This window comes from Sphaerisporangium sp. NPDC005288 (assembly GCF_040607475.1).
Taxonomy (GTDB): domain Bacteria; phylum Actinomycetota; class Actinomycetes; order Streptosporangiales; family Streptosporangiaceae; genus Sphaerisporangium; species Sphaerisporangium rhizosphaerae.
Map to the genome: position 1 here is coordinate 142,031 of NZ_JBEXGT010000001.1, position 14,566 is coordinate 156,596.

Below are 14,566 nucleotides of genomic sequence, written 5' to 3' on the forward strand. Positions count from 1 at the left end.
GGTGCCGGGGGGAGGATGCCGCGGTCAGCGGGCCGAGGACCGGCCGTGGCCGTGGTTCGGGTGGGGGGACTGCTTCCGGGGGGTGAACTGGGAGAGGTCGTGGATGCGCATGGCTTTTTCTATGTCGGTGACCCGGTGGACCACGGCGGTGAAGCCGCGCTGCCCGAACCGGCGGTGCTCCTCGGCCTCGAAGACCTCGCCCAGGCGGGCGTACTCCCTGGCGGGCGTCACCTTGCGGAAGACGGGGAAGACCACAGTGTCCTCCCGGGCCTCGTGGGGCTCGTACATGCGGATGAAGGCGGCCATGTCGGAGACCAAGGCATGGCGCTGGTGGGCCGAGAGCCTGGGATGGTGGGTGGCGGCCAGGATGCGGGCGGTCACCTCGCGTCCGCGCCTGTGCTGCTGACACAGAACGGCGACCGTGTGGCGGAGTCTGCCGGCTTCGCGGAGATGCGGGAAGACGTACTTCTCTTCCAGGTACTCGTGGTACCGCTCGATGAAGTCGCGGATGATCCGGGCCGCGGCGTGCAACTGCTGGGCGGGCACCTGCTCGCCGCGCTGGATCCGCCGGATCCCCTCCCGGTACACCAGTAGGACCCTCTTCAGCACCCCGTGCTCACGCATGAGGTCCTCCGGAGGCGTCACCCCCGGCTTGTGCCCGTGAGCCTGCGACGGGGACGCCGCCGCGAGCGCCGGAATGTCGGCTCCGGGAAAGACGGCGAGGGGCACCGCGCCGGCCAGGGCGACGGTGGACAGGCCCAGCAGGTCACGACGGCTCACCGCCGGCGAGTGATGATCTTCCACAATATCTCCGTTTTGCCCGGTTCTCAGGTTTCACCGCACGCACCTGCGTGTGATCGGAAAGTCCCCGGTCCCGCCGAGCCCCACGCCGACACGTGGGTAAATGCTTGATCCGCGGCATTGCCTCCTACTCCTCCCGTCTCGCGCCATGTGGCCTCGCGGCCATGACCGGATACGGCTTGCGCCGGGTGAGCGGCGCGGCGCGTGTGATCGGGCGGCAGGCGTCCTGAGCTGGTCCGATATCCATCGGCGGATGGATTCGGCATCGATCTCGATATTGGACGACAGCGGAACGGTCTGCTTTGCTCGCGGTTCCAGTCGATCTGCGAGTGAGGATGAGAATGCGAATGTTCGGGGTGCGCCGGTTCGTCGGGACGACGGCGGGCGCAGGTGTTCTGGCGGTCGCGGTCACGGCGGGCGTCAGCGGGTACGGAAGCGGCACGGCATGGGCCGCGCCGGGCGGAATGACACGAAGCGGGGCGACGGCGGTGCTGACGCCGTCGGCCCGCGCGGACGCCGCCGGCGGAGTGTCCCCGGTCGAGGCGCGACGGAGGCTACGCGAGCTGGAGAAGGCGTCCGACGTGCGCATCGGCGCGTACGTGGTCGACACCGCGACCGGGAAGGCGTTCGGCTACCGGTCCGGCGAGCGCTTCCCGCTGCTGTCCACCTTCAAGGCGATGGCCTGCGCCGCCGTGCTGAAGAAGGCGCGCACGTCGGACCCGGGCCTGATGAGCCGGGTCGTGCACTGGACGAAGGAGGAGCTGAAGGACAATTCGCCGGAGACCGAGAAGCACGTGGACGACGGGATGACCGTCTCCGAACTGTGCCGGGCGGCGATCATCTACAGCGACAACACCGCGGGCAACATGATCCTCAAGCAGATCGGCGGGCCGAAGGGCCTGACGCGGTACTTCCGCACGTTGAAGGACCCGGTCTCCCGGCTGGACCGCTGGGAGACCGAGCTGAACGTGTGGAGCCCCAAGGAGCGGCGGGACACGACCACGCCGGTGTCCATCGCCCGCGACCTGCGCAGGGTGGCGGTGGGCTCCGCGCTCGACGACCGGGACGAGGCGCGGCTGAACGCCTGGCTGCTGGCGAACACGACCGGTGGCGAGCGCATCCGGGCCGGCCTGCCCAAGAGTTGGATCATCGGCGACAAGACGGGCAGCACCGGCACCTACGGGGGCGCCAACGACATCGCCGTCATCCGCACCTCGCCGTCGGCCGCGCCGCTCGTCATGGCGATCTACACCAACGCCAGGACCGCCCAGGCGACCTACAACAGCAAGGTCGTCGCCGACACCGCCACCATCCTCGCCGGCACCCTCGGCAAGCTCCCCTGACCGTCATAGCCGGAATCGAACGCCGGTCCCTCACCGTGGACGGCGCCGGAATCCATCACACACCACCCCACCGACGCGGCTCCGACTGACGGCCGGTCGTGCGGAAGGGCGGCCCGGGTCCACCAGGCCGCCCTTTCGGGGTTACACGAAACCCCGCAAAAGCCGTTTTTCAGATGTTAAGGGAAAGCGAATGTCACCAGCGGCGAGAAAAGTGCTCACGGATCGGTAACGACCGCCAGCATGTGTCACTTGGAACGTGGCAAGCTTCATGGGAATCGGGGGATTCGGTGCTATCCACCAGCCTCAGGAGACGACATGAGCCAGCCGTACGGGCCACCGATGCAGCAGGGTCACTACGGCTACCCCGCTCTCCCGCCGAAGAAGAAGAAAACCGGCTTGAAGATCTTTCTCGGGCTCGTCGTTCTCCTGGTCCTCATGGGCGGATGCATGGCGATAATCGTCGGCAACGCACCCAGCGGGACCACTACGGCACAGGCCACCGACAAGCCGTCCAAGAGCGATCCGAAGACGCCGGCCGACAAGAAGCAGGACGCCGAACGCGCCACACCCGGCATCGGCAAAGTCGTCAAAGACGGCAAGTTCGCCTTCAAGGTGACGAAGCTGTCGAAGGCCGCACGCGTCGGCGGCCAGTTCCTTCACAAGGACGCGCAGGGCGTGTTCTGGCTGGTGAACATCACCGTGAAGAATGTCGGCGACGAGCCGCAGACCTTTATCGGCGACTCCCAGAAGGTGTTCGACGCGAAAGGCCGCGAGTACTCCGCGAGCACCGAAGCCGCGATCTACCTCCACAACTCCAAGAGTCTCTACGAGGAGATCAACCCCGGCAACACCGTGCACGGCGTCGTGCTGTTCGACCTGCCCAAGAGCGTCAGGGCCGACAAGATCGAGTTGCACGACTCGATGTTCTCCGGCGGAGTCACGGTCGTCCTCCACTAGCCGTGCTCCGTCGCGAACGCCGCGCCGGATATGAGGCCGGGGACGCGTCCTCACTTGATCGCTCCTGGCGGACTGGTCGGGATTTCGGGGGGCTTATTCCGCTTGTTGGAGTGCTGCGCGGGACTGGGTGCGGCGGTAGTGGGAGGGGGAGACGCCGTAGCGGTCGAGGAATGCTTGGCGGAGCGACTCGGCGGTGCCCAAACCACAGCGACCGGCCACGGCGGCCATGGGCAGGGTGGTTGAGGTCAGCAGGTGGGCAGCGGCCTCGACGCGGGCCTGCCGCACGAACCTGCCCGGCGGCTGCCCCAGGTGCCGCAGGAACAGCCGGGTCAGATGACGCTCGCTCACGCCCGCGTGGGCGGCGAGCGTCGCGACGGCCAGGTCGGCGGAAAGGTGGGCGGTGATGTGGTCGACCACCTTTCTGACCAGGCCGTCGGAGGGGGGCGGCGGGGCGGTGAACACGCTCATCTGCGCCTGGTTGCCCGGGCGTTGCAGGTAGGTGACGAGCTGCCGGGCCACGACGCGCGCCAACTCGGGGCCGTTGTCCTCCTCGATGAGGGCGAGCGTCAGGTCCAGGGCGCTGGTCACGCCGGCGGAGGTGTAGACGTTGCCGTCCCGGATGAAGATGGGATCGGCGTCCACGCGGACCTCCGGATGGGCGGCGGCCAGCTCGGCCGCCCAGCGCCAGTGGGTCGTGGTCCGGCGGCCGTCCAGGATCCCGGCGGCGGCCAGGATCCACGTTCCGGTGCACACCGACGCCACCCGCCGGCTCTCCGCCGCGAGCCGCCGGACGTGCCCGAGGATCAGCCGGTTGCCCGCGGCGTCCTGGCTGCCGCTCCCGCCGGACACGAGCAGCGTGTCGATCGGGCCGGTGATCCGTTCGAGTATCTCGCCTGGCTGCAGCGTCACGGTCGGGCCGCAGTCGATGGGCCGCGCGCCCGGGGTGGCCAGGCGGACCTTGTAGTAGGGGGCCGCGCCGTACCAGTTGGCGCATTCGAGGGCCGCCACGACGCAGGCGATGTCGAGCAACTCGGCGGCGTCGTAGCCGACGATCACGAAGTCTCGCGCGTCCATCCCCCGACTGTAGGCCGGAAGGACCGGATGCCCAAGATTCCGGACCTCACCGTCGGCGTCCCTTGGGCGCGGCGCGCCCGGCTCACATAGTCGGACCATGACGCAGACAACGACGACATCGACCTCCGCGGACGCGCGCGGCGGATGGCTCCGGTTCACCCTGCACTACGTCGAGATGATTATCGCGATGGCCGCCGGAATGGCCGTCCTGGGGTTCCTGCGGTCCGCGGCGGGTCTGGACGTCTCCCACACTCGGCACCCCGACGTCGGCTACCTGCTGATGGCCTTCGACATGTCGGTCGGCATGGCCGTGTGGATGCGGGTGCGCCGCCACTCCTGGCGGCACACGCTGGAGATGTGCGCGGCGATGTTCGCCCCGGCCGTCCCGCTGTTCCCGCTGCTCTGGCTGGGCGTGATCGACGGCGGCGCCCTCATGGTGCTCGCGCACCTGGCCATGCTGCCGTTGATGCTCGGCGTGATGCTGCTGCACCGCTCCGCGCACACCTGAGACTCCCGGCAGACGCGGCAGGCGGAGCCGACATGGCCAACGCGGCGGGGCCGGCGGGGCGGACGCGCAGGCGGGGCACGCAGGGCGGACGCGCGGGCGGGGCACGCGGAGTGGACGCGCAGGCGGGACGGCGGGGCCCGTCCGGCGGGCACTGTCGGACGAGGGTCCCGTCCGGCGGGCACTGTCGGACGAGGGTCCCGTCCGGCGGGTCGACCGCCGGACGGGCCCACGGCGCGTCAGCGTCAGCGCAGGGCGCGGTTGACGGCGCTGAGGATGGCCTTGAGGGAGGCGGTGACGGTGTTGCCGTCGACGCCGACGCCCCACAGGACGCGGTCGCCCATCTGGCACTCGACGTAGGCGGCGGCCCGGGCGTCGGAGCCCGCGCTCATCGCGTGCTCGGTGTAGTCCAGGACGCGGACCTCGACCCCGATGCGGCCGAGGGCGTCGACGAAGGCGGAGATGGGGCCGTTGCCGACGCCCTCCACCTCGCGGATCTCGTCGCCGACGCGGATGTCGGCGCTGATGGCGTCCTTCTCGTCGACCTTGGAGACGTTGCGGTGGGCGAGCAGCCCGTAGCGCCCCCACGGCTTGGTGGCGTTGGGCAGGAACTCGTCGCTGAAGACCTCCCACATCTGCGCCGGGGTGACCTCGCCGCCCTCGTCGTCGGTGTGGGACTGGATGACGCCGGAGAACTCGATCTGCAGGCGGCGCGGCAGGTCGAAGCCGTGCTCGGCCTTCATGATGTAGGCGACGCCGCCCTTGCCGGACTGGCTGTTGACCCGGATGACCGCCTCGTAGGAACGGCCGACGTCCTTGGGGTCGATCGGCAGGTAGGGCACGGCCCAGGCGAAGTCGTCGACCGGAACCCCTGCGGCGACGGCGTCGCGCTCGAGGGCCTCCAGGCCCTTCTTGATCGCGTCCTGGTGGGAGCCGGAGAAGGCCGTGTAGACCAGCTCGCCGCCGTAGGGGTGGCGGGGGTGGACCGGGAGCTGGTTGCAGTACTCGACGACGCGGCGGATCTCGTCGATGTCGCCGAAGTCGATCTGCGGGTCGATGCCCTGGGAGAACAGGTTCAGGCCCAGGGTGACCAGGCAGACGTTGCCGGTGCGCTCGCCGTTGCCGAACAGGCAGCCCTCGATGCGGTCGGCGCCGGCCTGGTAGCCCAGCTCGGCGGCGGCGACGGCCGTGCCGCGGTCGTTGTGCGGGTGCAGGGACAGGACGATCGAGTCGCGGTAGGCCAGGTTGCGGTGCATCCACTCGATCTGGTCGGCGTAGACGTTGGGAGTGGCCATCTCGACGGTGGCCGGCAGGTTGATGATGACCTTGCGGTCAGGAGTGGGCTGCCAGACGTCGTTGACGGCGTCGCAGACCTCCTTGGCGTACTCCAGCTCGGTGCCGGTGAAGGACTCGGGCGAGTACTGGAAGTAGATCTCGGTGTCGCCCATGGTCTCGGCGAGCTTCTTGCACAGCTTGGCGCCCTCGACCGCGATGGCCGTGATGCCGTCCTTGTCCTGGCCGAACACGACGCGGCGCTGCAGCGTGGAGGTGGAGTTGTACAGGTGGACGATGGCCTGCTTGGCTCCGTGCAGCGACTCGAAGGTGCGCTCGATCAGCTCGGGACGGGCCTGGGTCAGCACCTGGATGACCACGTCGTCGGGGACGCGGCCCTCCTCGATGATCTGCCGGACGAAGTCGAAGTCGGTCTGCGAGGCGGCGGGGAACCCGACCTCGATCTCCTTGTAGCCCATGCGGACCAGCAGATCGAACATCTGCAGCTTGCGGTGGGAGTCCATCGGGTCGATCAGCGCCTGATTACCGTCGCGCAGGTCGACCGCGCACCATTGGGGGGCCCGGTCGATGACCTTGTCGGGCCAGGTGCGGTCGGTGAGGCGTACGGGCGTGAAGGACTGGTAGCGCTTGACGGGCATGGCGCTGGACTGCTGCTTGGGATACATGCGTGCTCCTGGTCGTGTCGGAACCGGGGCGGCACACGTCAGGACACAACACCTGAACTGGTCTGAAACCTCAGAAAGTGGTCGCCACCGGGGTTAACCCTCATAGCGGCCGACGCGCATGGCTCGCTCCGCGGCGAGGGAGCCGGCCTCTTACAGGCCCTCGCCGCGGCAGCTAAGAAGCAGCCCGCGCAGCATACGAACGACGGTAGCAGACCCCGCCCCATCCCCGTAACGCGATCACCCGATCAGGGGCACCAAGGGGTCATAGCCGCTCGCTCAGCCCCGTCAACTACTGCCGCCAGGATCCCAGAGGCCCCGCCGGACTCGAGAATTCCCGGCGGGGCCTCTGGCTTGGTCAAACCGACAGTACCCGCAGCGCCTCGGCATACGAATTAGCCGGGGCAAGCTCGGACATCTTCCTGAAAAAGATCACCCCAGCCGCTTTGACCGCATCCAAGAACTCCACGGATGCGGCACTTGCCGTCTTCACTTCATCGCCTATCTTGACAGTCAGCAACACGCGAGACCCGGTAGCCCGGAAAGACAACTTGATCGGCTGATCCGGGAAATATGTCTCCGCGTAACCTGACGACTGCGTTTTGTTCACCATCTCGGCGATATAACACCAGAGCTGGTCAACGTAATCCCACTGTTCGGTGCCGATGACTTCCAGCCCATCAACGGACAGTCGTATTGCTCCTTCAATGTAGTCACTGTCGGGGGGCGGGGTCCGGCAAGCTTCCACCCGCACGAACTTACCGTCCACAGCCTTCAGGAACGTCTCGACCTCGACCACTTCTGGGGTCCTTCGACTACGGTTATTCCGGAAAGAACTGACCCACTCGCCCTCTGTTCACACCGAGTACGTAATCGGTACCGCCAACGTTCCCGCGAATCTGATACATACCCTGGCTTCCTCGCTGAACCAGCGTATCGCGATTCTGTCGCATGACTTGGCCGATAGCGTCTTGTACGTCATCGATGCTCATACTCGGATGGAAGAAGGTCTGTTCTTCCTTGACCGATCCATCCCAATACTTCGGGTGATGGCGAGTGAGGATGTGTTCCATTCCCTTCTTGTCGAGCAAAAAGTTCTGATCCCCGAACTGGAACCGCTGACTGCTCCAGTTCCGGAGAGCGCGAAGACATCCTCCACTGTTATGGACCAGCACCGGCGTGGTTCCGGCGACCACATAGTACGTGTGGGTGTCGGCGATGGTGAGGTCGTGGACGGTGGGGTGGATCCGTAGGGGGATGGCGGTGACCACGGGGAGGTTCTGGCCGCCGGGTGACCGTAGGCGGTCAGCCGGGGTGAGGTCTTCGGCTCGGGTCCAGGTCTGGTGCTTGGTGTCCCAGAAGAGGTGGTGTTCGGTGGCGAGGATGACGGCGGTGTCGTCGCCCTTCTTGCCGTCGGTGTCGACGGTGATCTGGACGAGGGCGAGGTAGGCGACGCCGGAGAAGGCGGCCAGGACGGGCTGGGGGGCCGTCTTACCGGTCAATGGGTCGGTGGCCAGGACCTTCTCGCCGGGCTTGATCTTCTCGATGGCCTTGGCGGAGCCGTCGGCGAGTTTGACCATGGTGCCGGCGACGAAGCTGTTGCAGCCCCGTGGGGAGCCCGAGCCGGCGCGCGGCTTTCCGCCCGCCTTGGCCGCCGCTTTGGCCGCCGCCCCCTCGGCGTCCTCCGCGCCGGCGCCCCCTAGCTTGCCCAGGGCGGCTCTGGCCTTGCCGGCCGCCTTGCCGACCGCTCCGGCGACGACCTTGCCCGCCGCGGTGGTGGCCAGCTTGCCCAGGGCCGCCGAGGCGGCCTTGCCCGCGAAGCCGCCGGCCGCTCCGCTGATGGCGCCGACGGCCGCGGACTTGAAGGCGCCGCCCGCGCTCCACTGGTCCCGGGGGGTCGAGACCAGGTAGCCGGCCAGGTTTCCCGCGGCTCCGCCCGCCGCCGCGCAGCCGACGCTCCCGACTCCGCCCGTGGCGACCTCGCAGCCGACGGTGACGACGACCGTGACGGCGACGTTGACGATCGTGGCCTTGTGCTGGTCCCAGAAGTTCTTCGCCTTGCAGCCGAAGCTGAAGGTGCCGCAGTGGCGCGGGGCACTCGGTGCCGGCGGCGGCGGACCGCCGCTATCCCTCTTGCCACCGCCACCGCCGCAGTTCTTCCCGGCGTAGTAGCAGTCCTGGTTTCCGGTCAGCGGGCCGTCGAGGCCGGTGGGGTCGCTGATCGTGACGGGGTTGTTCCCCGCGTAGGCGTAGCCGTTCCAGCTCTGCGGGTCGCCGTTGTCGAAGACCGGGTCGACGGAGATGAACCGGCCGGTCTCGGCGTCGTACTCGCGGGCGCCGAGGTGGGTGAGGTCGGTGGCCTCGTCGATGACGCCGCCGACGAAGCCCCGCCGGCCGGGCCAGTACGACGGCGGCGTGCCGCGTTGGCGGCCGAAGGGGTCGAAGCGCCGGCGCGTGGGCGTCTGGGCGGCGTCGTCGGAGACCGAGACGTCGGTGGTGCCGTGGTGGTCGCCGGCGAGCCAGGTGAGGCCCTTGCCGTTGGTGCGGGCGGCGACGACCTGGCCGCCGTGGCTGTAGTAGCGGGTGGCGCTCTTGGATCCGGTGGTCCTGTCGAGCCGGATCTCGGTGTCGCCGAGGTAGAGGGTGGTCGCGGCCGGGTCGCGGCGGATCAGCCGTTCGCCGTCGGCGTCGTAGACGTAGGTGCTGACGCCCGAGGGGTCGATGGACTTGGCCAGGTGGCCTTCGACGTCCCATTCGAGGGTGCGGCCGGAGCCGCGTTCGGTGGTGTTGCCGGCGGCGTCGTAGGCATAGGCGTCGCTCTGGCCGTCGCGTTCCCCGCCCTGGTAGGCGACCGAGGTCAGGGTGTGCGGCCGGGGCTTGCCGGGCCCGGCGTAGGTGTAGGTCTTGGTGAGGTCGCCGCCGGTCTGGTGGTCGACCTCCTTGGTGCGCTGGCCGAGCCGGTCGTAGGCGAAGGACTGCCAGTACGGGGCGGGTCCGCCGATAACGTCGGCCGACGGCGCCTCCGCGCAGTCGCCGGCCTGGGTCCAGGCCTCGGTCAGGCGCTGCAGGTGGTCCTGGATGAAGCACTGCACGTCGGGCGTCTGGCCGGACGGGGTGTCGGCGATCTTGGTGATGTTGCCGGACTCGTCGTACTTGTAGTTGGTGTCGGCCACCGAGATCGGGGAGGTCTCGCGCTCGAACAGCGACCGGGTGAGCCGGCCGGTGCCCTCCTCGTAGAAGTTGGTCTCCTTCAGCCGCTTGCCGCCGCTGGACAGCGTCAGGTCCAGCAGGTCGCCGAGCTTGGAATAGGTGCTGGCGGTGACGTACGGGGTCAGGCCGCGCGTGGTGGTGGGGTTGCCGAGCTCGTCGTAGTCGTAGAGCATCGTCTCCCCGGGCAGCCCGCCGGCCGCGGGCAGCGTCGTGCGGTGGACGGTGCCGTCGAGGTTGTAGTCGCTGGTGGCGGTGTAGGTGCCGGCCAGGGCGCCCTCGGCGGCGGGGATGGTCGTCTGGGTCTCCAGCGGCCGGTAGGCGTCGTCCAAGCGGGTGACGGCCGTGGTGTAGAGGTCCGTCGCGCCCGTGGTGGTGTTCTTGACGTACCGGGTCGAGGACGTCGGCTGGCCCTTGACGACGGTGCCGTCCGGCAGAGTGTCGTACTTCCACTCGGCGAGCTTGGTTCCGCTCGCCGAGGTGCCCTCGTACTCGGCGGTCTTGCGGCCGAGGGCGTCGTAGGTGAAGGACAGGCTCTTGCCGCGGGCGTCGGTGACGCTTCGCAGCCAGTCGGTCCGGTCGTCGTAGGCCAGCGTGGAGGAGCCCTTGTCGGGGTCGTCGAGCTGGACGAGGCGGCCGAGCAGGTCGTAGTGGTAGCTCCAGGTGTTGCCTTCGGCGTCCTTGACGGTCGTGGGCTGCCCGGTCGGGGTGTAGGTGTAGCGGGTGGAGTCGTAGTCCCCGCTGGGGCCGTCTCCCTTGTACTGCCGCAGCTCGACCAGTTGGCCGTCCGCGTCGGTGATCCGGGTGATCGGCGTGGACCCCTTGGGCGGGTCGACGCTCACCCGGTCGCCGCCGTAGGTGGTCGTGGTGCGCCACTGCTCGGCGCCGCGCTTGCGGAAGATCTGCGCGGTGGGCCACTCCATGCCGTTGTAGAGCGTGACGTCCTGCCCGGGGACGTCGTTGTCACTGGCCGGGGTCCACAGGATGGTGCCGGGCGAGCCTTCGGCGTAATACTCGTGGTTGCTCTTGCCGACCAGGCCGCGGGTGTCGTAGAGGGTGTCCTCGACGACCCGGCCGCCACCCGGCGCGGGCTGCTGGGCCTGCCTGTGGCGCAGCAGGCCGTCGTAGAGGGCGTAGCCGGTGGTGTAGTTCGCGCCGTCGTTGCGGAGGGTCGAGGTGGACACCGAGGTCGGCCCGTCCGTGCGGATCAGGTAGGCGAACCTCATGTTCGGGGTGGCCGCGTAGGAGGACCTGGCGCGGCCGGGCAGCCACACGCCGGTGAGCCGGCCCAGCGGGTCGTAGGCCAGGTCGGTGCGCTTGCCGTTGACGTCGACGGTGGCCACGGGCAGGCCCCAGGCCGGCTCGAGTTCGGTCCTGGTGACGTGGCGAGCCGGGTCGGTCTCCTGCTTGACGGTGACCAGGCCCGTCGCCGGGGTGTAGGCGGTGGTCGTCGTGCCGCCGGAGGCGTCGGTGACCACCAGCGGCCGGCCGTAGACGTCGAAGGTGCTGGTGCCGACGGTGACGTACTGCGGCCCGCCGTTCCAGGAGCCGAGCTTCTCGGTCCTTGTGACGTCGCCCTTGGCGGGCGCGGCGCCGAGCGCCTTGCCGTCGTAGTACTTGCGCACGTCGGAGAGCACGTCGCCGGGCCGGTCGGGCGTCGCGCCGCACGCCTTGGCGACGGACTCGACGCGGGAGGCGTAGGAGATCAGCCAATTGGCGTCGTCGCGGGCGGTGTAGGTGGTGCGGGTGCACTGGTCGTCGCCCGCCGTGGACTCATCGCCCAGGTCGTCCACCTGGGTGGGCAGGCCGTCGGCGTTGTAGACGGTGCCGGTCGAGGTGTACCGCCAGCCGCCGGACGCCAGCGCCGTGCGGACGCGTTCCTGGTTCTCGCGCACCATGGTCGCGGTCGTCGTCCCCCAGGAGCGCACCCGCTTGGCGGTCTGCTTCACCCAGTAGCCGGTGACGGTGCCGCTCATGGCGGGGCCGCCGGGGCCGTCGTAGTGGATCTCCTCGCGGACCCGTCCCTGCAGGGCGTCGGCGTCGTCCAGCGGCGGGCCCTCGGAGGCGGAGACCTTCACGTCGCGGGTGCCGCCGCCGGGCAGCTCGTCGCCGTCCATGCCGCGGAAGTAGGTGGTCTCCGACTGCGAGAGCTGTTCGGGGGCCTCGCCGTGGGTGACGCGCACCTTGCCGTAACCGCGCCACTGCGACCAGGTCTTGTACTTCTCCTTGGTGAGGCCGTCGTCGTCATCGTGGTGCCAGGCGCCGCCGCCGAGGTACTCGTAGCTCGTCACCTCGTCGGGTGCTCCGCCGGTGCGGTCGATCGCGCGCACCTGGGTGACGACGTACTTGTGGAACCAGTCGAGCTTGGGAGCGGTGGCGCCCTCCGGCGACCAGTACTGGGGGTAGCACCGCCGGGTGTTGGTCCCGATGTCGGGTTTGTCGCTCGCGACGCAGTCCTCGTCGGAGTAGGCGATCGACAGGGAGCCGCCCGTCTCGTTGTCGATCGCCGAGACGCGCCACTTGGTCAGCGGCGGGCGTCCCTCGAGGGCGTCCACGCGGTTGGGCTTCTGGACGCCCTCGAACTGCACCGACGGCAGCGCGGCCGAGCCGCCGACCTTGCCGGTGTGCTCGATGCCGGCCAGCCACAGGGTGGGGGCGGTGCCGTCCCCCGGGGGGCGCATCTTCTGGTCCAGCGTCCAGATGTCGACGTCCTTGTAGGTGCTGCCCGAGACCAGGACCTGCGTGGTCACCGAGGTCAGCCGCTTGCGCGACCAGAAGGTCGGCGAGTAGTCGTCCAGGCACTTCTCGCCGGAGTCGCACTTCTGGTCGTAGGGGACGTCCGGCCAGTACTTGGCGTTGTCCTTGGTGAACTTGGCGGCCGCGCAGTCGAAGGTCGACGTCGGGACGCATCGCTCATCGACCTTGAAGGAGACCCGCGCGGGCGCCGAGGAGGAGAAGATCGCGTCGGCGCGCTGGCCGTAGTCGATGCGGCTGAGGTAGCCGCCGCGGTCGTAGGAGGTCGGGGTGCCGTTGGGCACGCCGTCGGTGAGCGTGGTGACGTCGCGCCGGTAGTAGTTGCCCTCCTTGCCGTACCAGAAGGTGCTGACCGTGCCGTGCGGGTCCACGACGTAGTCCAGGTTCCACCGCCATGCCTGGCGGCACCAGGAGTCGGAGAAGCCGCCGTCCTTGTGGCAGGGCTCGCCGTCGTCGTCGCCGTAGACCGGCACGGTCCAGGTCGAGTCGGTCTCGGTCTTGCCGGCGCTCCAGCCGGGCAGGTGGTTCAGACCGAAGTAGTACTGCGTGCCGTCGGGGGTGGTGACCTTCCAGTGCTCGCCGTCGTTGTCGCCGTTGTCGGCGCCGGTGAGCCGCTGCACCTTGGTGCCGTCGTCGTCCTTGGGCTGCCAGGTCCCGGTCGCGTCGTCCAGGACGAGTTCGGTGGCCTGGCCGTTCAGCGACAGGGTGGCGTTGTGGTTGCCCCAGCACTGGTCGTTGCGCTTGGGCGTGACGCCGTCGTCGGCGCACGGCTTGTACCGGCGCTCGACGAAGCCGGGCCAGTAGTCGAAGCCCTCGCCGATCCAGGACGCCTGGTTGTTGGTGGCGACGGTGCGCCCGTCGATGCCGCCTGAGGAGTAGGCGAAGGCGAGGTTCGGGGTCGGCCCGCCGGGCGTCGGGGGCAGGCGCAGGGGGTAGCTCCAGGCGAACGCGCCGCTCTGCTCGCTGACGTCCCACGTCGCCGACGGCGACAGCGAGGTCGCCTCGTAGGTGCCCGCCGAGCCCGACGGCGCGGCCACCGCCGCGAGCGTCATCGTCGAGGCCGAGGAGAGGTCCACGTCGGCGGCCAGCCGGCCCGTCGTGACGTCGTTGCGGGTCGGCAGCGGCGTCCGGGTCTGGCACTCGGGACGGTCGGGGGTGGTGGCGGCGCAGTCGGGCAGGCGTACCAGGCGCAGCCGCGAACCCCAGTCGCCGCCGTAGGCGTACCGGAAGCCCGAGTAGTCGACCTCCACCGCCATGCGGGACCGGCCGGCGGGCGCGGTCTGGGGGGTCAGTCGCAGGCCCAGGCCGGTGATCTGGGACCGGGCGGCGGCCTGGGCGTCCAGCACCCGCACCTGGACGGCGGGGATCGGGCCGTCGGACGGCGTGGGCGACGGCTTCCCGCTCCCGGCGGCGGCCCCGTCGGGCTTCTCCTTGGACGTGCCGTCGGACTTGTCCGCGGACGTGCCGTCGGAGCTCTGCGCGGCCGCGGCGCCGGCGGAGGCCGGTGGGCCGATCCAGACCGGAAGCGTCCCGGCGCGCACCTTGGCCGGCGTCGCCGTGGCCCGGCTCCTGTCCTGGTCCGTGGCCTGGTCCGTGGCCCGGTCCGTGGCCTGGTTCGCGGCGGTGGTCGCCCGTGCCGGGTCGGCCACCGCCGTGCCCGGCCTGGGCCAGGACACCGGCGGGGCGTCCTTGAGGTCGTAACGCGCGCCGGGGTCGGCGTGTGCGGGCCTGGCCTTGCCCTCGCGGCCGGGCACCGGTGACTGCTCCTGGGCCTGGTGCCACCCCGGGCCGCCGGACGCCCGCACGTCCGGCGCGGCGACGGCCAGCGTGGCCGGCACCACGACCGCGAGCACTCCTGCGACCCGAACCCAGCCTCGCCACTCAGCGAGCACGACTACCTCCGGAGGAACGTGGTGAACGTCGATGGACGAGCACGGGCAAGCCGCTCAGCGGACGGGCAGGCCGCTCAA

Annotated in this window: 8 protein-coding genes; 3 read left to right on the plus strand and 5 right to left on the minus strand. The window is 69.6% G+C overall.

Translation table 11 applies throughout. The annotated features are described in order from the left end of the window. Positions 1-24: 24 nt before the first annotated feature. Positions 25-780 (minus strand): hemerythrin domain-containing protein, encoded by a 756-nt coding sequence (locus tag ABZU32_RS00635; RefSeq protein WP_354915224.1) that lies wholly within the window; start codon positions 778-780, stop codon positions 25-27. A gap of 362 nt (positions 781-1,142) precedes the next feature. Between ABZU32_RS00635 and bla the strand changes: the two genes are divergently transcribed. Both bla and ABZU32_RS00645 read left to right on the plus strand, forming a co-directional pair. After that, complete coding sequence (bla, locus tag ABZU32_RS00640; RefSeq protein ID WP_354915227.1) at positions 1,143-2,144, plus strand: class A beta-lactamase; 1,002 nt, start codon at positions 1,143-1,145, stop codon at positions 2,142-2,144. Between the two features lie 315 nt (positions 2,145-2,459). Next, a complete protein-coding gene (locus ABZU32_RS00645) occupies positions 2,460-3,101 on the plus strand; it encodes a DUF4352 domain-containing protein (RefSeq protein ID WP_354915230.1) in 642 nt (213 codons plus the stop codon). A gap of 93 nt (positions 3,102-3,194) precedes the next feature. On the opposite strand, the gene ABZU32_RS00650 is transcribed toward ABZU32_RS00645, so the two are convergent. Then, a complete protein-coding gene (locus ABZU32_RS00650; RefSeq protein WP_354915233.1) occupies positions 3,195-4,175 on the minus strand; it encodes a GlxA family transcriptional regulator in 981 nt (326 codons plus the stop codon). Between the two features lie 97 nt (positions 4,176-4,272). Here ABZU32_RS00650 and ABZU32_RS00655 point away from each other — a divergent pair, with 97 nt between their 5' ends. Then, complete coding sequence (locus ABZU32_RS00655; RefSeq protein ID WP_354834921.1) at positions 4,273-4,683, plus strand: hypothetical protein; 411 nt, start codon at positions 4,273-4,275, stop codon at positions 4,681-4,683. Positions 4,684-4,925: 242 nt separating this feature from the next. Here the strand turns inward: ABZU32_RS00655 and leuA are convergent, their stop codons facing one another. The 3 genes from leuA to ABZU32_RS00670 all read right to left on the minus strand — a co-directional run bounded on the left by leuA (position 4,926) and on the right by ABZU32_RS00670 (position 14,488). Further along, positions 4,926-6,638, minus strand: coding sequence for a 2-isopropylmalate synthase (gene leuA / locus ABZU32_RS00660; RefSeq protein ID WP_354915236.1), 1,713 nt, complete (start codon positions 6,636-6,638; stop codon positions 4,926-4,928). Positions 6,639-6,993: 355 nt separating this feature from the next. Continuing rightward, positions 6,994-7,434: a hypothetical protein gene (locus ABZU32_RS00665; protein ID WP_354915239.1), complete on the minus strand. Its 441-nt coding sequence runs from the start codon at positions 7,432-7,434 to the stop codon at positions 6,994-6,996. A gap of 22 nt (positions 7,435-7,456) precedes the next feature. Continuing rightward, a complete protein-coding gene (locus tag ABZU32_RS00670) occupies positions 7,457-14,488 on the minus strand; it encodes a polymorphic toxin-type HINT domain-containing protein (RefSeq protein WP_354915242.1) in 7,032 nt (2,343 codons plus the stop codon). Positions 14,489-14,566: the final 78 nt, after the last annotated feature.

What these genes read in the sequence shown, in the direction of transcription:
- ABZU32_RS00655 (WP_354834921.1), top strand. Translation starts at nt 4,273, where the DNA reads ATGACGCAGACAACGACGACATCGACCTCCGCGGACGCGCGCGGCGGA.
- ABZU32_RS00645 (WP_354915230.1), top strand. Translation starts at nt 2,460, where the DNA reads ATGAGCCAGCCGTACGGGCCACCGATGCAGCAGGGTCACTACGGCTAC.
- leuA (WP_354915236.1), bottom strand. Translation starts at nt 6,638, where the DNA reads ATGTATCCCAAGCAGCAGTCCAGCGCCATGCCCGTCAAGCGCTACCAG.
- bla (WP_354915227.1), top strand. Translation starts at nt 1,143, where the DNA reads ATGCGAATGTTCGGGGTGCGCCGGTTCGTCGGGACGACGGCGGGCGCA.
- ABZU32_RS00650 (WP_354915233.1), bottom strand. Translation starts at nt 4,175, where the DNA reads ATGGACGCGCGAGACTTCGTGATCGTCGGCTACGACGCCGCCGAGTTG.